Origin of the sequence: Paenibacillus sp. CCS19 (assembly GCF_033239625.1) — a bacterium.
Taxonomy (GTDB): domain Bacteria; phylum Bacillota; class Bacilli; order Paenibacillales; family Paenibacillaceae; genus Paenibacillus_T.
Map to the genome: position 1 here is coordinate 131146 of NZ_BTCK01000001.1, position 17858 is coordinate 149003.

Consider the following 17858-nt stretch of genomic DNA (forward strand, 5'->3'; position numbering starts at 1 on the left):
TTTATATGCGATCTCCGAATATAGTAGATAGCATGAAGAGGAGGGAGCATGATGCTTCAAGTATTTTTTCATTTCACCGATCTAGATGGCGTTACTCACCATACGAATCCTAAGCCCTACGAGTTCGATGAATCAGCCGTACATGCGTTGTTCAAGAGCGACGAGGTTTGTTATCCATTGACCATAAGGGATGACAATAATGGTAAAGTCACGATTGGCAAAATGTCTTCCATCGAACATGTCGTGTTCGATCTATTTCATGAGGTACCCGTGCTGCGCATTCATTTGCAAGAAGCAAACAAATAAACCTATTATTTGATCGATGTAAAAAGCCGTTCCAAGTCATGTGACATGACATTGGAGCGGCTCTTATTATTTAATCGAATCATAAATCTCCGCGGTATACTTCGATATGGTCCTATCGTAATCGGGATATATATACCCCAGGTTATTTGCAACTGCGCCAGCGTATTTGCGGAATAAATCATAGCAAGTGAACAGCGATTGCCACATGGAATCGTAACTGCTCTGCGTGTATGTAGTCATTAGTTTGTCCCAATCCGCCGGAGGTAGATAACGATCGATGAATTTGTAGTTTTTGCCTACACTGAATGTATAGCCTTGCTCGGACCCGATCGCCCACGCCATCATGCGGAGCAGATTAGGTCTTGCAATTTCATTCAAATGATCGATCGCGAACAAAATTTCCTTCCTCGCTAATCCTTTGACAATATAGGTAGATACCATCCAGAACTCATTGCAGCAGTCATCGAACTGTCTTGCCGTCGGCTTCTGAATCCAATATTGACGATCCGCAGCGATAACCTTATCCGTAACACGGCCATCCTTATCAAGCAGCACTTGAACGAGTCCGTCGCTATTGGCCCAATAATGATCGACTTCGTCGATCGGGATTAGCGTAAGATCTAATTTGTTCCCATCCTCGAGAATAATCAAGTACGAGAACCAATTGCCTAACTCAGCAGGGAAAAGCTCCATATCCTCGGGCTTCTGCATCATCAACCGATTCCCGAATACCTGAAGCCAATCGTCATTGTCCTTGAAAAAAGGAAGATCGGTTACAAAGTAACAAATATCATAGTCTTGAAAGGAATCGGGCGCTATATTGACGTTGGTGCGTGATCCTTCCAAGGTGACCAATCGAATACGATCATCCTCGCTGGCGAAGTCGAGTAATATACGCATCATATCCTGTTCACTTCTCATCAAGGATACTCCTCTCTAAGCAGTATGTATGGCTTGTCGTCGAACTCGATGATAATACAACAAAGGCCCCGGACAGGGGCCTTTGCTGCTGATTATCTGTAAAAGTCTACTGGCGTTCGTACAAATCCTCACTTACGCCAAGCACGAATGGCGACCAAACCTCGCTTGCATTGTACAGGCGAAGTCGATGCATCGGACGTGTGCAGGCGGTATAGAACAGCTTGCGCTCGGACTCGCGTCCATAGCAGCGAGCGGATGCATCATAGATGAGCACAGCATCGAATTCAACGCCTTTGGCCAGATAAGCCGGAATGATGAGCAGCCCATGCTCGAATTGCGGTGTCGTCTTGTTCACGAGACGCAGCGATTCACCAAGCGCCGGAACAGCGCGAAGACGCTCATATGCTTCATTGGCCTCAGCCTGCGACTTCGTGATGATCGCAATCGAGCCGAAGCCTTCGGCTTGCATTGCTGCCACATCGTCGACTAGGCGCTGATCACGATCTGCTGCATCTGCGCACTGCACAGCAATCGGCTTGCCGCCGGAACGATCGAACGGAACGATGCGATCGCCGTCCGGCAGCATTGCTCGTGTGAAATCGACGATCTCACGTGTCGAACGATAGCTGCGCGTCAAGTTCATCCATGCCGTATCTTCTGGACCATACAGTCCTTCCAATGGTGAGCCGCTTCGTTCGTGCAGATCGCTCGCCTGAGCGAAAATCGCTTGGTTGAAGTCGCCGAGCACCGTCATGCGAGCTCGAGGGAACAATCGTTTCACGAATTCGAATTGGAATGCCGAGTAATCCTGCGCTTCATCCATCAGTACATAACGGATGCTGCCGTTCATCTGGAAGCCTTCAATTAATTCTTTCAAATATAAGTACGGTGTCGCATCTTCGGCTGCAAGCTTGCCTTCATCCATTAACCGAACGGTGCGGGCACAAATCAGCTGCCACTGCTCATCAGCAGGGAAGCCGGAGTCGTTGTTTACCGTATGGTCATTCTCGCCCGCTAGCGACGACAGAACCGATTCATCTTCGAACAGCTGTCGGTATAAACCCTTCACATCGACAAAACGGAGAGCCTTCACTTTCCGATACAAGGGACGGAAATGGGTCCTCACGACTCCTTCGCGAAGAAGCTCTTCCTCCTGCTGCGCGTCGTCGAATGCAGGGTTCTTGGCCTGTTGGCGCTTGGCTAATCGGTTGAATGCATCCTGATACTGCTCTTGATCCAAATAATCGAGCTCTTCCTTCACCCATTCTGCGGAACGTTCCGCACGTTCGAGCTTGCGCAGCTGCTGCATGATCCAATCCTTCAGCTCGTCGACGCGGTAGGAGAGAGAGGCGGCCGATTGGGAGTTGTAGAATTGCGTCTCAATGGCCTGGCGCGACAGCAAGGTGCGCCCCTTGAAACGAATGCCTTTGAACTTCATGCCCTCCGTCAGCAATCGATCTCGGTAGCTGCGCATGAGATGAAGGAAGCGGGAAGAAGCCTTGAAGGCGATGCCGGCAATGACTGCGTCATATTCCGGATCATCCTGCTTCGTCAGCACATATTCCATCTGATCGAATGGATCCTCCACATCGAATGTGCCGCCAAGCCGGCGATTCAGATACTCTTGGAACGTCGTCTGCTGAATATTATCTTCGCCTAGCTCAGGAAGAACTGTAGCGACGTAGCTGTTGAACATCGGATTCGGCGAAAATAAAACCATCTGCTCCGCAGTCAACCGCTCGCGATGTTTATATAGAAGATACGCAGCGCGCTGCAGCGCGGCGGATGTTTTGCCGCTGCCTGCGGCACCTTGTACAACGAGCAGCCGACTGCTGTCGTTGCGAATAATTTGGTTCTGCTCGTGCTGGATCGTCGCCACGATGGACTGCATTTGCGATCCTGCGCCTTTGCTCAGCACATTTTGCAGCAGCTCATCCCCGATCGTCATGCTGGTATCGAACATCGTCCGAATGCGTCCTTCGCGGATGGCGAATTGGCGTTTCAAATCGATTGTACCGCTTATTTCACCGCCAGGTGTGTTGTACGCAGCCGGTCCGGTCGAAAAATCATAGTATAAGCTCGCGATCGGCGTCCGCCAATCGTACACAAGGAACGTCTCGTCATCGTCAGCTAAGAATGAAGCGACCCCGATATACAACTTCTCGGTAGCCGGAGTGCCGTCCTCATGAAAATCGATACGTCCAAAATAAGGGGAAGGCAGCAGCCTCCGCGTCCGCTTCAGCTGATTCAGCAAATGCCGGTGGTTGTGCTCACGTTCCGACAGAATCTGCGCCTGCTGTTTCATACTCATGAATGTTTCGAGAACGTCATCGTCATTGCTTAAGTTGACCGTCACATCGTCCCAGAAATTGGTCCGAAAATCGACGACCTCCGTACGCAGCTCGCCAACGAGCGGCTCATATTCTTTAATTCGTTTCTTGAACGCAGCAATGACTTCATCGACACGCTGCTGTTCGTTGTCCCATTCCGTAGACCATTCGCTCATCTTATACGACCTCCATCTGGGCGATAGGTAACCTTCATCAAACCATAATTATATCCTTTATAACTGGGCCCATGCAAGGCGAGTCAACTTATTGCCTGGAAAATTTGCCCTTGTTTTCATGATCTGTGACATGGACATGTTATTAAACCGTTGGAATGAATTGGTGATTGTTGATAGAATCAAGATGAAGATGGCCTGGTAATGAATTTGTACACATAAGGAGATAAAACGATGGCGGAGAACAAATTAATAAGAATGGACAATGTTGGCATCGTTGTAGAATCGCTTGGTGAAGCAATCCCTTTCTTCGAGGAGATTGGCTTGAAGCTCGAAGGACGAGCTGCTATCGAAGGGGAATGGGCTGGCCGCGTAACCGGGCTCGGTTCGCAGTGTGTAGAGATTGCAATGATGGTTACCCCGGATGGCCACAGCCGAATTGAACTCTCGCAGTTTATTAACCCGCCAACTATATCGGATCATCGATCTGCGCCTGTCAATGCTCTCGGTTATCTACGCGTCATGTTCACCGTCAAGGATATTGATGAATTGGTATCCAGACTTGTGAAGCATGGTGCGCAGCTCGTCGGCGAAGTGGTTCAATACGAGAACTCGTATCGGCTTTGCTACATTCGCGGGAAAGACGGTCTTCTGATCGGTTTGGCGGAACAGCTCGGTAATAATTAAGCGACGTTGAAATGACACGGTAGAAGGCAGCTGTCCATCAAGGACAGGCTGCCTTTGTTCATTTTACAGGCAGGTCAACGCAACTTTAGTCTATTTCAAACGTCTTAAGAGTAAAATGAACCCACTAATCCATTTATATGGAAGATCGCGATAAGGACATTGTAACTACCAGTCAGAATAATGACGAAGAGACTGCGGTTGCGGGTTCGTGCTTACCTGTTATGAAAGGTGGGATTGGATAATGGCAGTCAAGAACTGTACGAATTGCGGGGAATCCAACTCCGAAGGCTCATTAATATGCGTGGTATGCGGCAACTCATTGAAAGATGCGCCAATCGAAGGAACTCCAAACGCTAATAAAGTTTATTCTGGGAACGCAAGTTCCGCAATATGTCAATACTGCAATGAACGTATCGAGCATGGATCGTTATCGTGTAAATATTGCGGGAGCGTAGTCTCCAAGCGAACGAATGGTCCTCAATATTATCATAATCAACCTTCCTCGAACGATGGGGAGTCCACGGCTATGGAAACGTTTGGAAGAGGGTGTCTCTGGCTCATTCTTGGCTTCATAGGATTGATGATATTAGCTTTTATAACCCGAAGCACGATTAACATTCCTTGGTTCATCTTCATCCCAATCGTGATTCTCGTCTTCTGGATGGCTTCAAAGAAAAGCAGAAAATGATCGTGGTCCATTGGAAACAGTTGAGACAACTATTACTCATTCATTGAAAGGGGTTATTGTTCGTTGAGGAAGAAAGTCGTCTGGATAGTCATAATCGGACTCTTTCTAGCTGCTATAACTGTCGGCTTGTGGCGGTACTCCGCACGGGGAGTTGATGTACGACTTGAGGGGCTTAAATACCGTCTCGGCACGATCCATGCATCTGAGGTAGAACCTGCTGCCATTCGTATCGAAGGTACCGTCCGTCGAATGTTAAGTGGTAAACGAGAGTTCCGAGGAACGGTAGAAATTGAAGGTGAGTCAACTCCAGTTTCGAAGGAAGTAATGAAGAACCTTACATTTCGTGCCCGAAAGGGAGAAGGCTTTCATTTAATTTACCCATGGTTTGAGGGAGGAGGCAATATGCATTCTTTTTTGTTAGGCGAACTGTATGCGAATAATGACTTTTCCCAAATAACACTTACACTTTATGATCATCAGGAAGATGGGTCCAGCTCTTGGGGTGGCGATGACGGTCTTATGCTGTCAGCGCCAGCGAAGGACCGAACAGAGGCGATCCGTCTTGCCAACAAACTGATGGCGCACAGATTAGAAGGACTGCAACCGTTGAAATAAACCGATCATTTTGAGGTGGACATTCTGAAACCTAATAATCATAAACGGCTTTGGTGGACCGGTACAGGCGTAATACTCATTGGCATCTTTGCGAATTCCGATCGGAAAGACGCTAGAGGATGCTGTTCTTAAGTTTCGAGACATCCCTACGATGCTATATAGCATTGATACAATACAACGCTTTTTTGCCCGAAATGGACAAGAATTGCCTCTGTAAGCAGGTTTACAATTAGGTTGATTAGCAATCATAATGCCAATATCTTTATTAGAGGAGAGTTTGTCGATGCGTATGAGCTGGAGATTGGATTTCGGCGATCAGGCAGTTGAGCCGGTGGAAGGGTATACAAAAGTTACGCCGGCATCATCTTATAATGAAGAAGAGGGGTTCGGCTTTGAGCCAGGAGGTATCGTGAATGCACGTATCCGAGGCGGAGCATCCGATCCGCTGGGCAATGACTTCGTCATTCCGCTGGATGCCGTATTCCGTATCGACGCCCCACAGGGCAATTATCGGGTAACGCTGGCTGCAGGAGATCCGGCAACCTCAACGTCGACGACGGTTCAAGCGGGTAACCGTCGGCTCATGTTGGACGGTGCGGCGTCGGCGCGCGGATTTCTGCAGCGACACACATTCACCGTACATGTTCGCGAAGGCGAATCGCTTCGACTCCATTTCAACGGCAGCGTGCCACGCATTGCAGCACTGGACATTGAGCCCACGGAGCAAGCGGTAACCATCTTCCTCGCAGGGGATTCTACCGTAACTGACCAGACAACAGCTCCATATGCAGGGTGGGGTCAGATGCTGCCATCTCTATTCAAAGCAGACGTAGCTGTAGCGAATGAAGCAATGTCAGGCCGAAGCTCGAAGAGCTTTATCGGCGAAGGCCGTCTGGCTGCGATAGCCGAGCGAATTAGGCCAAACGATTTTCTGTTCATCCAATTCGGCCATAACGACCAGAAGCCGGATGAAGAGCGTTCAACTTCGCCGTTCACGACCTACAAACAATACCTAACGGCATACATAAAGCTGGCTCGCGAGAAAGGTGCTCATCCAGTGCTCATCACGCCTGTTCAGCGCCGATTGTTCCTTCCGAGCGGCAAGCTGGCCGACAGTCACGGTGATTATATCCCGGCGATGAAGCAGCTTGCGGCCGAGCTTGAGGTACCGCTGCTTGACCTTGCCGAAGCGACGAAATCGCTGTACGAGACACTTGGCGTCGAGCCGAGCAAAGCGTTGTTTATGTGGACGCATCCAGGTGAGTTCGAAGCTTTTCCGGAAGGCGTGCAGGACAATACCCATTTCCAAGAATTCGGCGGTAAAGCAATCGCAGGTCTGGTTGCGGACCTGATTCGAGAGCAGCAATTGGCGCCATTATCGATGTTTTTACGCTAAAACAAGAAACCGTTTCCATCGTGGTCACCACTGCGTTTGGAGGCGGTTTTTCTTTAATCTTTTACTTTTACCAAATCCATGTAATTATGCAAAAGGGGTTCAAATCTGTAACTGTGCTGTGCTAAACTCAGTCCCAAGCAGCGAGCCGACCATAACGACCGATACGAACATACACAAATTCGTTTCCTAGGAAGGGGAAGCTCACAACATGAATAACAACATGACAATGAACAACACGAAATCCAAGATGCCCAAATGGCTGATTGCGATATGCAGTATGATGATTGCTTTTAGTGCGATTTTGCCAGCCGCTCATGCGGCTTCGCCATCGACATTAAGCTATGGCATGACATCGCTCGATGTACCTGACTTGCAATTCCGTCTGAAGGTGCTCGGGTATTTCGATAATAAGAAGGTTACAACTTTTTATGGTTCGATGACACAAGATGCCGTTGAACGGTTCCAAGCTGATTTCGGTCTTGCATCCGATGGTGTTGCCGGAACGAAAACATGGTCGCTGCTGAAGAAAGTCTCGGTCAACCAAGAAGAACTCGATCTGCTCGCTCGCATCATCTATGCGGAAGCGCGTGGTGAATCCTATAAAGGTCAAGTCGCTGTCGGCGCTGTCGTGATGAATCGCGTGCAGTCGTCCTCGTTCCCGAATACGGTTCGTGAAGTTATTCTTCAATCGGGTGCGTTTACAGCCGTTGATGATGGACAGTTCAGCTTGAAACCAGACAGCACAGCTTACCAAGCTGCAATGGATGCCGTTCGTGGTTATGACCCGACTGGCAATGCGCTGTACTATTTCAACCCGAATACCGCAACGTCTAGCTGGATCTGGTCGCGCAAACAAACCGTGAAGATCGGCAATCATATTTTTGCCGTGTAATGAAGCCATCATGCTAGAATTCATTTGTACTCAAAAAAAGGCCTCGCGTTGGCTCCTTGTGGAGCGCTTCGCGAGGCCTTTCGTTATATAACCTGCAATTAGTGCAGAATGAGCAGCCACACGTACAAGCCGCACAACGTTATGAACAAGACGGGGATCGTCAATATGACGCCTGTCTTCATATAATCAATCCAAGAAATCGTCACGCCTTTGCGGCTAAGCACATGAAGCCAGATGAGCGTGGCGAGCGAACCGATCGGCGTCATCTTGGGACCGAGATCCGATCCGATGATGTTCGAATAAATAAGTGCTTCGCGAATGGCGCCCGTTGTTTCCGTATCGGCGGTAGCGAGCGCGTCGATCATAACGGTCGGCAAGTTGTTCATGACCGAGGATAATATCGCCGCTACGAATCCTCCGCCGACAGATGCAGCGAACAGCCCTTGATCGGCGAACCACTGCAGCAGATTCGCTAGATGATCGGTCAGTCCGACATTGCGAAGGCCATAAACAACAACGTACATCCCTATCGAGAACACAACAATGGACCATGGCGCCTGCTTCATAATCTCGCCTGTCTTAATGTGAGGACTGCGCCTTGCTGCAAGAAGCAGTACAGCGGAGGCAGCGCCAGCAATCACGCACACCGGAATGGACAACCATTCACTCGACATGTAAGCTGCCATCAGAACCGCTAATATGATCCAAGATAGTTTGAACAGCTTCATATCCTTAATGACCGAATTCGGCTCGGGCAGATCGGATACGGTATACGGATTTCCAATCGAACGGCGATAGAACAAGTAAACGACGAGCAAGCTGGCTCCTATGGAGAACAAGCCTGGAACAATCATTCGTCCCGCATATTGTGCGAATCCGATACCGAAGAAGTCTGCTGCGACAATGTTGACTAAGTTGCTAATAATAAGCGGTACGGATGCGGTATCCGCTATGAAGCCGCATGCCATTACGAATGGAAGCACCATGCGATCCTTCATGTTCAACGCTCGGACCGTTGCGAGTACGATCGGCGTAAGGATCAGCGCTGCGCCGTCATTGGCGAAGAAGACGGATACGCAAGCGCCAAGCAGCACCATATAGACGAACAGCCGTCGCCCGCTGCCGCGAGCTAGCCGAGCCATGTGCAAGGCGGACCATTCGAAAAATCCGATTTCATCTAACACGATGGAAATAATAATAATGCCGATAAACGTAAACGTTGCGTTCCACACGATGGATGTTACTTCAACGATGTCATGCCATTCGACAATTCCTAGCAGCACCGCGATTAAGGCGCCGCCGCTGGCCGACCAGCCGATGTTCAGCTTACGCGGCTGCCAGATGACCATACTTACTGTAAGTGCGAATAATAAAGGTGCTAGAACGCCCATATGACTGTAGTCTCCCTATTAAGTAACAATGCTCACTCCTTAAGCTATTATACGGATTTCCTGCAGGACGTAAATGATTTTATGCTGGCCGCTGGCGACGGCGCGATGGGCAGTGGTATGATGGAAGCGAGATAGATCGATTATCGGTCCAAATGGAGGGTACAAGCAGCAATGAACGTGAACGTGTTGAAAGCGGGAATGACGCATACCGAAGAGGACGGCTACGTCGGCTTCGTCCATTTTGAAGTAGAGGGACATGTGCGCAAGTATGAGATGGCGCTGCAGAGCAAGAAGGGGCGCGACTGGGGCTACAGCCTGTTCTTCCTCGACGGTTCGGGTCCGGAGGAGCAGATTGAACTCGTAGAAGACGCAATCGAAGACGATGATGATCTGTATTTCCGATTGATCGGCGAAGCGAAGGCGCAGCTTGCGGAAGGTTCGCTCGAGTCTTAATCACAGCTGTTCAATGAGATAGGAGCGTGGGCGCATGCTGAAGGTGGTCGTAGTGTCGGACACACACATGCCGCGAATGGCGAAGAAATTGCCGGAGCGGCTCGTCGAAGCGTTGAAGACGGCGGACGTCATTCTTCATGCAGGAGATTGGACGGATGCGTCAGTCGCCGAGATGCTTGGCAAGTATGCGCCTGTGCACGGAATATGCGGCAACAACGATGGGCCGGAGCTTGTCCGTCTATTCGGGCTTCGTCGGATTGTTAAGCTGGATGGAATACGGATCGGCATTGTGCACGGCCACGGACAGGGGAAGCGGGAGGATACGGAGACGCGTGCTTTCCGTTCGTTCGAGCCGGGTGAAGTGGATGTCATCGTGTTCGGTCATTCGCATATTCCGCTGCACAAGCATCGCGACGGCGTGCTCCTGTTCAATCCAGGTTCGCCGACAGATCGGAGACGGTCTACGCATTATGCGTTCGGGATATTCACGATCCATGAAGGCAGCTTAACAGCTCAGCATGTGAAATATTTGCACAAATGAATGATGGGTGAGGGACTGACGAAGATGCACGAAATCAAACATTTTTTCTTTGACATGGATGATACGTTGTATGACCAAATGGAGCCATTCCGTATGTCGCTCATTCGAGAGGGCATGTGGACGGACAAGGAATGGGCGGAATTCGACCGTCTGTTCAAAAGAGTGCGTCACCACAGCGACGAGCTGTGGGACGATTACGTTGCGGGCAAGATGACGCTGGAGGAAACTCGCCGTCTTCGTCTCATTCTGGCATTCGCCGAATATGACATCAAAGTGTCCGACGAACTGGCGGATCGTCTGCAGCTGGCCTATGAAGCGGAGCAGCGCGTAATTCAACCATCGGCAGGCATCGTTCCTTTGCTTGAAGCGATTCGCGCTCGCGGTCATGACATCGGCATTATTACGAACGGGCCAGTCGTTCATCAGACTCGCAAGATCGATGCGCTGGGCGTACGGCAGTTCGCGAATGAGGGCTGGGTATTCGTCTCCGATGCGCTCGGCATGGCGAAGCCGGATCCGCGATTGTTCGCGGAAGTAAACCGTCGTACTGGAACGAAGCCGGAGAACTGCATCTATATCGGCGACAATTGGCGCAACGACATCGTTGGCTCGTGCGAGTCCGGTTGGAGCTGCGTATGGCTCAACAACCGCGGCCGTCAACCAGAGTCGCACCACCGTCCGACGCATGAAGTCAGCACAATCGAAGACATGACCCGCAAGCTGCTTGGCGTGGAAGTCACATCTTAATGATTGGTGGAAAGCCCGTTCTTAACGAAATAAGGACGGGCTTTTTTGCGACTACGTTATGGATGTTCGACAGGCACAGGTCAGTTTGAAGTGGCGAACCGAAAAGGTGGGAGGATTTTTGGGTGGTGGCCGATGGTGCAACACCTCACACACTTCTGAACGGCTCGAACAAACGCAATGCGTATCATAGGTCGCTTGATCATCGGATCATCATCATACAACTCATGGACAAACTCAAATCATGGACAAACTCAAAGAAAAAACTTCCAAAAGCCTCTTGTCAAAACTAATGGTATTAGTTATAGTAAAACTAACGACATTAGTTTTTCGAATCGAGGGAGGATAACGATATGAAAACAACAAAATCAGGCGCGCTGACGCAGCTGACTTTTCTGCCTTATCTCTTACCAATGAACTGCTACCTGCTGGAGGAAGGGGATGGACTTACACTCATCGATTGTGCAATGGCGTTCAGCGCGAAGCGCATCATGCAAGCTGCGGCAGCGATCGGCAAACCAATTACGCGAATCGTACTGACTCACGCGCACGGCGACCATATCGGCGCACTTGATGTGCTCAAACAACAGCTTCCGAATGTGAAAGTATTTATCTCGGCACGTGATGCACGTCTTCTCCGCGGCGATCGCTCGCTTGATGCCAATGAACCGCAGCAGCCGATCAAAGGAAGCGTGCCGAAAGCTGGCGCAATCCACACGACACCTGATGTCGAGCTGCAGCCTGGCGACCGGGTAGGTTCGCTTACCGTCATCCCTACACCAGGTCATACGCCGGGGCATATTGCGCTGTGGCAGGAGAGCACGCGTACGTTAATCGCGGGCGATGCGATGCAGACGAGCGGCGGTACAGCCGTTTCGGGCAAAATGCAGCCGTTCTTCCCATTCCCAGCGATGGCGACATGGAGCAAGGAAGAGGCGGTAGCAAGCGCCAAGCGTCTGCTAACACTGGAGCCAGCGGTGCTGGCAGTTGGCCATGGTGCAATGCTGCACCAACCAGCACAAGCAATGGCAGCTGCGATTGTAGCCGCTGAACGCGCACTGCCACAAGCATCATCAACACAAGGGAGAATCGGATCGTGAGCCCAAGAGTCGGATTAGATGATCGAACGATCATGCAAGCAGCCACAGCGATTGCGAATGCAACAGGACTGCAATCGGTCACGCTCGCCACGCTGGCGAAGCAATTGAACGTACGTCCGCCATCGTTATACAATCATGTCGACGGACTTCCGGAAATTCGTAATAAGCTGACCTTGCTCGGCCTGCAAGGTTTGCAAGGCGCCATGCAAGAAGCCCTTGCGAACCCCAAACCAGATTCCAATGCGATACCTGCATTGGCGCTTGCATATGCGAAGTATGCTTCTGAGTATCCTGGCTTGTATGAAGCAACCATCAACATAAACCCCAATGAGCATCCTGAAGAGATACAGCAGGAGGCGGCGAAACTTGTCGAGCTCGTATCGAGCGGACTACGTCCTTATGTGCCTTCTGCAGATGAAGTGGTCATCATCCATGCGGTGAGAGGCTTCCGCAGCCTTCTTCATGGATACACCTCGCTCGTACTGAGCGGAGGCTTCAACATGGGCATTGATCGTGATGAGAGCTTTCGATATATGATTCGAGCCTACATGGCAGGCATTAAACAACAGGCATGAAGCAGCAGTAATCCATAAACAATAAGCAATGAATTAACTCGAGGAGGCAGAAGGACACGATGTTAGTGACTCGATCAGAATATACGGATACAGATAACGCGATTCTGCCCATCGTGAGCGCGCAAGAAGCCAATATCGACCATGACCGACTTCACCGGAATGCCGCTTCGTTCCGTTCGCTTGGCATGAGGAGCGTCGTCCTAGTGAAGGACGGCGCTCTTGTGTGGGAATGGCATGATCTAGGAGAAGATAAAGTGGAGCCGCTCTTCTCCTGCACGAAGAGCGTATTGTCCTTGCTTATCGGTATCGCGTCAGATGAAGGTCTTATTCGAGGGATGGAGGAGTTTGCTTCCGAATGGATTGAACCATTCGCCAGAGCGGCAGACCCGCGCATTCACCAAATTACGGTCGGACATCTGTTGACGATGACCTCCGGTCTCGAATGGGCGGACTTCGATAAGCCTTACCGCGCGATGCGTAAGAGTGAAGATTGGGTCGCGTATTCGGCTGGCGTGCCGATGCTGCATGATCCCGGCAAAGTGTTCTGCTATAACAGCGGAGGTTCGCATCTGTTGTCTTCGATCTTGTCTCAAGCAACCGGCCATAGCGCCATGCAATATGCGACGACTCGACTGTTCGAACCGCTGGCCATTCGCCATGCGGCTTGGAGCTCGAACAATGGCATTAATGAAGGCGGGACGGGACTTCATCTTGGTTCTCGCGATCTTGCGAAGCTGGGCCTGCTCTGCATGCGGGGCGGGTACTTGAATGGAACCCCAATCGTCTCGACAGCATGGCTGGAGCAGACGACGAAGTCGCATCATAAGGCGCTTAAGCATTATGAACCGCGAATTTATGGGGAGTACGGCGGACATTGGTGGGTAGATGAGGGAGATGAAGCAAGTGGCCCGTTTTATTTTGCCTATGGGCATGGGGGTCAGTATCTGATCGTTGCGCCTAAGCTGGACGCCGTCATCGTCATCCGCAAGAAACCATCGGGCAGAGGCAGCGGCATCATATCTCGCGACTTGTTCCACCACAGTATCGTGCCGTCGCTTACGCCTGTCTGAAATTTAAGAGTGGTTTGTACCCGTTTGGCAGTTCCGAATGCCCCTCTGCATACATATTCTAGCCATATAGTATAGTGGCAAGAGGTGATGGCGGATGCCGACAGGTATTGATCCGACAGCTAGAAATCCAATCATGGGGACAAGCGTTAGAACGAAGGACGAACTCGTGCAGTTCGTGAAGAAAGTGAATCCTGCGTTCAAGGAGGAGATTGCTGCTGCCTTCCTTAGCGTAGGGGCGAAGTATGGCATAAGAGGCGATATTGCGTTCGTGCAGTCGATTCATGAGACGAATTGGTTTCGGTTCGGTGGAGATGTGAAGCCGGAGCAGAACAATTTTGCAGGAATCGGTGCGACAGGCGGTGTAGCGGGTAATTCGTTCCCAACTATCAATGCAGGGGTAACGGCCCAAATTCAGCATTTATACGCTTATGCCTCCACGAATCCCATTCCCGCAGGCGAAACGGTCATCGATACGCGATTCGGTCTTGTGAAGCGGGGCTCCGCGAAGAATTGGGAGGAACTGGCGGGCGCATGGGCTGTACCTGGCTTCGATAAGTCGAAGTACAGTTCACTTGCAGCGGCGATGCAGGCGGGGGATAGCTATGGGCAAAATATTATCAAGTTACACGCTTCGATACCTCCCGTAACGCCTCCTGCTGCAGCGGGGCCGATAGTGGTGCTCGATGCTGGGCATGGCGGCACCGATCCAGGCGCCCAAGGCTTCGGCATCGTGGAGAAGGACAAGGCGCTCGCCATCGCGCTGAAGGTCCGTGATCGTCTGCTTGCGCAGTACGTTGTGCAGGTCAAGATGACCCGCGACACGGATATCTTCATTCCGCTGCAGGAGCGGGCAGAGATGGCGAACAATTGGCGTGCGGACTATTTTGTCGCGCTGCATCATAATGCTTCAGGCGGTCGTGGCTTCGAGTCGTTCGTCTATACAGGAACGCGGTTGAAGGAATCCGGCAAGAAGCAGGACGTTGTGCATGCGGCGATCATGGCCTATTTGAGCACCGTCGGAGTGAATGACCGAGGCAAGAAGGAAGCGAATTTCGCGGTTATCCGCGAGACGAAGATGCCGGCTATTCTTATCGAGAACCTGTTCGTCGATAACGCGATCGATACGGCGCTGCTCAATAACCCGGCTGTTGTGGATAAGCTGTGCGACGCGATTGCGCTTGGCATCGGGCAGGCGCTGCAATTGGCAGCGGTACCGGTAGTGCCTGAGCCAGCAGAGCCGGAGGTGCCAGTCCCAGGGCCGGACGTGTCGGCGGAATATCCTGCTGGCACGCCGCAGTGGCGGATCGACGCAGTCGAATGGCTGTATGCGCAAGGGCTGTTAACCGATAAATCGTGGAAAATGAAGCTGAACGATCCGCTCCCCCTCTGGGCGGAGGCAACGATGTTGAAGCGGCTGTTCGACAAGCTGTCAGATAAGTAAAATAAGCCGAAGCGGCACATGAGATGCGCTGCTTCGGCTTATTTGCGTCGAATTAATGACTCGAGCTCTTCTCGTCATTCTTGTCGTCCTTCGGAATGAGCTTGATTTGTTCGAAGATCGCGAACAGCAGGCTGAGGATGATGGCAGCAACGGTTGCGAGAACCATGCCTTTCATCTCGAAGCCGCCGATCTTCAGCGTCGTGCCGCTAATGCCGAGCACGAGAACGATCGTCGTCAATGCGATGTTGCGCGGATTGCCGTAATCGACTTTCGTATCAACCAGCATTCGAATACCAGCAGCTGCGATTACCCCGAACAACATCAGTGAGACGCCGCCTAGAACGGCACTCGGAACGGCCGCGATAATCGCGGACAGCTTGCCAAGGAACGAGAGCAGGATTGCGAATACGGCTGCTCCGCCGATGACGAAGACGGAGAAGACGCGCGTCAACGTCATAACGCCGATATTCTCACCATAGGTCGTGTTCGGCGTGGAGCCGACGAAGCCGGAAAGTACCGTCGAGATACCATTGCCAAGCAGCGAGCGATGCAGGCCGGGATCACGCGTTAAGTCGCGGTCGACGATTTTCTCCGTTACGATCAGATGGCCGATATGCTCAGCGATAACAACGAATGCGGCAGGCATAATGGTGATGATCGCCGACCAATCAAATTCTGGCCATGTGAAGGTTGGTGCAGCGACAACACTAGCGGTTGAGACGTTCGAGAAATCTGGAATGCCCATGATCCACGCAAGCAGATAGCCGAGTACGAAGCCGGTTAGGATCGGAATGATTTTCATAAACCCGCGGAAGGCAACGGAACCGATCATAATGATGAGCAGCGTAACGACGGATACCGTTATGGATTTGGAATCGGGTGTCCAATCAGGCGAGTTGCTTGGCGCGATCCAGCCAGCCATCGAAGCTGCTGTGGGAATGAGCTCGAGACCGATAACGGCGACGATTGCGCCCATTGCCGCAGGCGGGAATACGACATCCAGCCAGCGGGTTCCCGTGAACTTGATCAATATGCCGAACAAGGTAAAGATAACCCCTACGACGATGAAGGCGCCGAGCGCTTTCGGATAGTTGGCAGCCGTATCATCGTTTAATACGGCCAGCACCGGTGAAATGAATGCGAAGCTGGAACCGAGATAAGCAGGGATTTTACCTTTGCAGATAAGCAAATAAAGTAGGGTGCCGATGCCGTTCATAAGCAGAATCGTTGAAGCATCGACATGGAATAAAGCAGGCACGAGCACGGTTGAACCGAACATCGCGAACAGATGCTGCAGACTGAGCGGGATGCTAGTCATCAGCGGTGGACGTTCTTCCACTTGAATGATGCGTTGCAAGAATATCTCCCCCTATAAGGTATGTATAGATTTAGCTTGCCTGAACGTTCGTTTTTTCATCCAATGGATGAGAATAAAACGCAGAATATCAGAATCGTTCTAGCGCTAATCCAATTTATGATAGTTTATTTCCCTTTACATTACTATAATAAAATTAACGTAGGAAAAGGTTTACAATCAGAGGGGGAGCATCTGATGGATAGTGTGACGAAGACGAAACTGACGAGCGATGTCATAGACGGAATGGTCAAGCGTGCCTTCGGCAGCGATGCGAAGGTACTGCAAGCGGCGGAGCTTAGCGATGGCTGGTTCAATACAGCCTATTCTATTGATCTGAATGATGGCCGTGGTGTGGTATTGAAAGTATCGCCACCAGATGAGGTTCGCACGCTGCGATACGAAGTGAATCTTATGGAGGCAGAGGTTGCAGCGATGCGTGCCATTCATGAAGCGGGCGTTGATGTTCCGATTCCTGCACTGTACGCCTATGACGATTCGCGTGAACTGCTGGCGGGCAGATACTTTTTTCAAGAGCGTCTGGTTGGTAAGCCCTACAATACGGTTCGAGGACAATTAAGCGAAGCGGAACAGGCAGTAATTGAGCGCCAGCTTGGTACATACAATGCTCGTATCAACACCATCTCCGGCGACTCGTTCGGGTATTTCGGATTGCCGCAGTCGCGCCGCTCGTCATGGAGAGAAGCTTTCACAGCGATGATCAGAGGTCTGCTCCAGGACGGGATGGATGCGGGCATTCAGCTACCGGTGTCCTATGAGACGATTGAAGGAATCGTGCAAACTCATACAGCAAGTTTAGATGCGGTCACGGTCCCGAAGCTCGTATTGTGGGATCTTTGGGAAGGGAACATTTTCGTCCATGAAGGCCGCATCTCAGGTTTGATCGATCATGAACGTGCATTATGGGGCGATCCGCTCATGGAGCACTACTTCGGTTTCTTCGGGAACAGTACATCATTCCTTGATGGCTACGGCGTGCAATCACCTGCTGCCGATCCGAATACAAGAGAACGCAGGATGCTGTATGATCTCTACCAGGCGCTTGTGCTTCGGATTGAGTGTGCCTACCGTCGCTATCAGGAAGAACATACGCAGTGGACCATTAGTGTTCTTAACGAAAGGATTCAGGCACTTCAAACTTTCGAGGTGTAGGAGAGGGT

18 protein-coding genes and 1 pseudogene are annotated in these 17858 nt (G+C 51.0%); 15 read left to right on the top strand and 4 right to left on the bottom strand.

Going from position 1 to position 17858, the window contains the following annotated elements; all coding sequences use genetic code 11:
- Window positions 1-48 precede the first annotated feature (48 nt).
- On the top strand, window positions 49-306 hold the full coding sequence (locus tag SBI19_RS00700) for a hypothetical protein (protein WP_317964277.1): 258 nt from the start codon (window positions 49-51) through the stop codon (window positions 304-306).
- A 66-nt stretch (window positions 307-372) separates the two neighbouring features.
- On the opposite strand, the gene ant(6) is transcribed toward SBI19_RS00700, so the two are convergent.
- A complete protein-coding gene (gene ant(6) / locus SBI19_RS00705; protein ID WP_317964278.1) occupies window positions 373-1227 on the bottom strand; it encodes an aminoglycoside 6-adenylyltransferase in 855 nt (284 codons plus the stop codon).
- Between the two features lie 106 nt (window positions 1228-1333).
- Complete coding sequence (gene helD / locus SBI19_RS00710) at window positions 1334-3733, bottom strand: RNA polymerase recycling motor HelD (RefSeq protein WP_317964279.1); 2400 nt, start codon at window positions 3731-3733, stop codon at window positions 1334-1336.
- 231 nt (window positions 3734-3964) lie between these two features.
- On the opposite strand from helD, the gene SBI19_RS00715 reads away from it, so the two are divergent.
- The 5 genes and pseudogenes from SBI19_RS00715 (at window position 3965) to SBI19_RS00730 (ending at window position 8008) form a co-directional block, all read left to right on the top strand.
- Entirely contained in the window at window positions 3965-4417 is a 453-nt protein-coding gene (locus tag SBI19_RS00715; protein WP_317964280.1) for a VOC family protein, read from the top strand.
- Between the two features lie 241 nt (window positions 4418-4658).
- Window positions 4659-4853 (top strand): annotated as a pseudogene (locus tag SBI19_RS29535) (hypothetical protein); the annotation flags it as partial.
- A 315-nt stretch (window positions 4854-5168) separates the two neighbouring features.
- Entirely contained in the window at window positions 5169-5720 is a 552-nt protein-coding gene (locus SBI19_RS00720; RefSeq protein ID WP_317964281.1) for a hypothetical protein, read from the top strand.
- 289 nt (window positions 5721-6009) lie between these two features.
- Complete coding sequence (locus SBI19_RS00725; protein WP_483312221.1) at window positions 6010-7116, top strand: rhamnogalacturonan acetylesterase; 1107 nt, start codon at window positions 6010-6012, stop codon at window positions 7114-7116.
- Window positions 7117-7363: 247 nt separating this feature from the next.
- Window positions 7364-8008: a cell wall hydrolase gene (locus SBI19_RS00730; protein ID WP_317964581.1), complete on the top strand. Its 645-nt coding sequence runs from the start codon at window positions 7364-7366 to the stop codon at window positions 8006-8008.
- Between the two features lie 98 nt (window positions 8009-8106).
- Here SBI19_RS00730 and SBI19_RS00735 read toward each other — a convergent pair whose 3' ends face one another.
- A complete protein-coding gene (locus tag SBI19_RS00735; RefSeq protein ID WP_317964283.1) occupies window positions 8107-9399 on the bottom strand; it encodes an arsenic transporter in 1293 nt (430 codons plus the stop codon).
- Here SBI19_RS00735 and SBI19_RS00740 point away from each other — a divergent pair, their 5' ends adjacent.
- The 8 genes from SBI19_RS00740 (at window position 9400) to SBI19_RS00775 (ending at window position 15323) form a co-directional block, all read left to right on the top strand.
- Entirely contained in the window at window positions 9400-9534 is a 135-nt protein-coding gene (locus tag SBI19_RS00740; protein ID WP_317964284.1) for a hypothetical protein, read from the top strand.
- A gap of 36 nt (window positions 9535-9570) precedes the next feature.
- Window positions 9571-9852, top strand: a complete 282-nt coding sequence (locus SBI19_RS00745) for a hypothetical protein (protein ID WP_317964285.1) — start codon at window positions 9571-9573, stop codon at window positions 9850-9852.
- A gap of 37 nt (window positions 9853-9889) precedes the next feature.
- Window positions 9890-10393, top strand: coding sequence for a metallophosphoesterase family protein (locus SBI19_RS00750; protein WP_317964582.1), 504 nt, complete (start codon window positions 9890-9892; stop codon window positions 10391-10393).
- 24 nt (window positions 10394-10417) lie between these two features.
- A complete protein-coding gene (locus SBI19_RS00755; protein WP_317964286.1) occupies window positions 10418-11140 on the top strand; it encodes an HAD family hydrolase in 723 nt (240 codons plus the stop codon).
- A 350-nt stretch (window positions 11141-11490) separates the two neighbouring features.
- Entirely contained in the window at window positions 11491-12237 is a 747-nt protein-coding gene (locus SBI19_RS00760; protein WP_317964287.1) for an MBL fold metallo-hydrolase, read from the top strand.
- Entirely contained in the window at window positions 12234-12812 is a 579-nt protein-coding gene (locus tag SBI19_RS00765) for a TetR/AcrR family transcriptional regulator (protein WP_317964288.1), read from the top strand. Before SBI19_RS00760 ends, SBI19_RS00765 begins: the two co-directional genes overlap by 4 nt.
- 59 nt (window positions 12813-12871) lie before the next feature.
- Window positions 12872-13882, top strand: a complete 1011-nt coding sequence (locus SBI19_RS00770) for a serine hydrolase domain-containing protein (protein ID WP_317964289.1) — start codon at window positions 12872-12874, stop codon at window positions 13880-13882.
- A 94-nt stretch (window positions 13883-13976) separates the two neighbouring features.
- Complete coding sequence (locus SBI19_RS00775) at window positions 13977-15323, top strand: N-acetylmuramoyl-L-alanine amidase (RefSeq protein WP_317964290.1); 1347 nt, start codon at window positions 13977-13979, stop codon at window positions 15321-15323.
- 52 nt (window positions 15324-15375) lie between these two features.
- Here SBI19_RS00775 and uraA read toward each other — a convergent pair whose 3' ends face one another.
- The gene (uraA, locus tag SBI19_RS00780; RefSeq protein WP_317964291.1) at window positions 15376-16680 is read right to left on the bottom strand and encodes a uracil permease; all 1305 of its coding nucleotides are present in this window, start codon (window positions 16678-16680) and stop codon (window positions 15376-15378) included.
- 195 nt (window positions 16681-16875) lie between these two features.
- Between uraA and SBI19_RS00785 the strand changes: the two genes are divergently transcribed.
- Window positions 16876-17850 carry a phosphotransferase family protein gene (locus SBI19_RS00785; RefSeq protein WP_317964292.1) on the top strand — a complete coding sequence of 325 codons (975 nt, stop codon included), beginning with the start codon at window positions 16876-16878 and terminating at the stop codon, window positions 17848-17850.
- Window positions 17851-17858 lie beyond the last annotated feature (8 nt).

Coding starts and splice junctions, on each gene's coding strand:
- SBI19_RS00700 (WP_317964277.1), top strand. CDS start 49: ATGATGCTTCAAGTATTTTTTCATTTCACCGATCTAGATGGCGTTACT.
- helD (WP_317964279.1), bottom strand. CDS start 3,733: ATGAGCGAATGGTCTACGGAATGGGACAACGAACAGCAGCGTGTCGAT.
- SBI19_RS00715 (WP_317964280.1), top strand. CDS start 3,965: ATGGCGGAGAACAAATTAATAAGAATGGACAATGTTGGCATCGTTGTA.
- SBI19_RS00725 (WP_483312221.1), top strand. CDS start 6,010: ATGAGCTGGAGATTGGATTTCGGCGATCAGGCAGTTGAGCCGGTGGAA.
- SBI19_RS00730 (WP_317964581.1), top strand. CDS start 7,364: ATGCCCAAATGGCTGATTGCGATATGCAGTATGATGATTGCTTTTAGT.
- SBI19_RS00735 (WP_317964283.1), bottom strand. CDS start 9,399: ATGGGCGTTCTAGCACCTTTATTATTCGCACTTACAGTAAGTATGGTC.
- SBI19_RS00740 (WP_317964284.1), top strand. CDS start 9,400: ATGACTGTAGTCTCCCTATTAAGTAACAATGCTCACTCCTTAAGCTAT.
- SBI19_RS00745 (WP_317964285.1), top strand. CDS start 9,571: ATGAACGTGAACGTGTTGAAAGCGGGAATGACGCATACCGAAGAGGAC.
- SBI19_RS00755 (WP_317964286.1), top strand. CDS start 10,418: ATGCACGAAATCAAACATTTTTTCTTTGACATGGATGATACGTTGTAT.
- SBI19_RS00760 (WP_317964287.1), top strand. CDS start 11,491: ATGAAAACAACAAAATCAGGCGCGCTGACGCAGCTGACTTTTCTGCCT.
- SBI19_RS00770 (WP_317964289.1), top strand. CDS start 12,872: ATGTTAGTGACTCGATCAGAATATACGGATACAGATAACGCGATTCTG.
- SBI19_RS00775 (WP_317964290.1), top strand. CDS start 13,977: ATGCCGACAGGTATTGATCCGACAGCTAGAAATCCAATCATGGGGACA.
- SBI19_RS00785 (WP_317964292.1), top strand. CDS start 16,876: ATGGATAGTGTGACGAAGACGAAACTGACGAGCGATGTCATAGACGGA.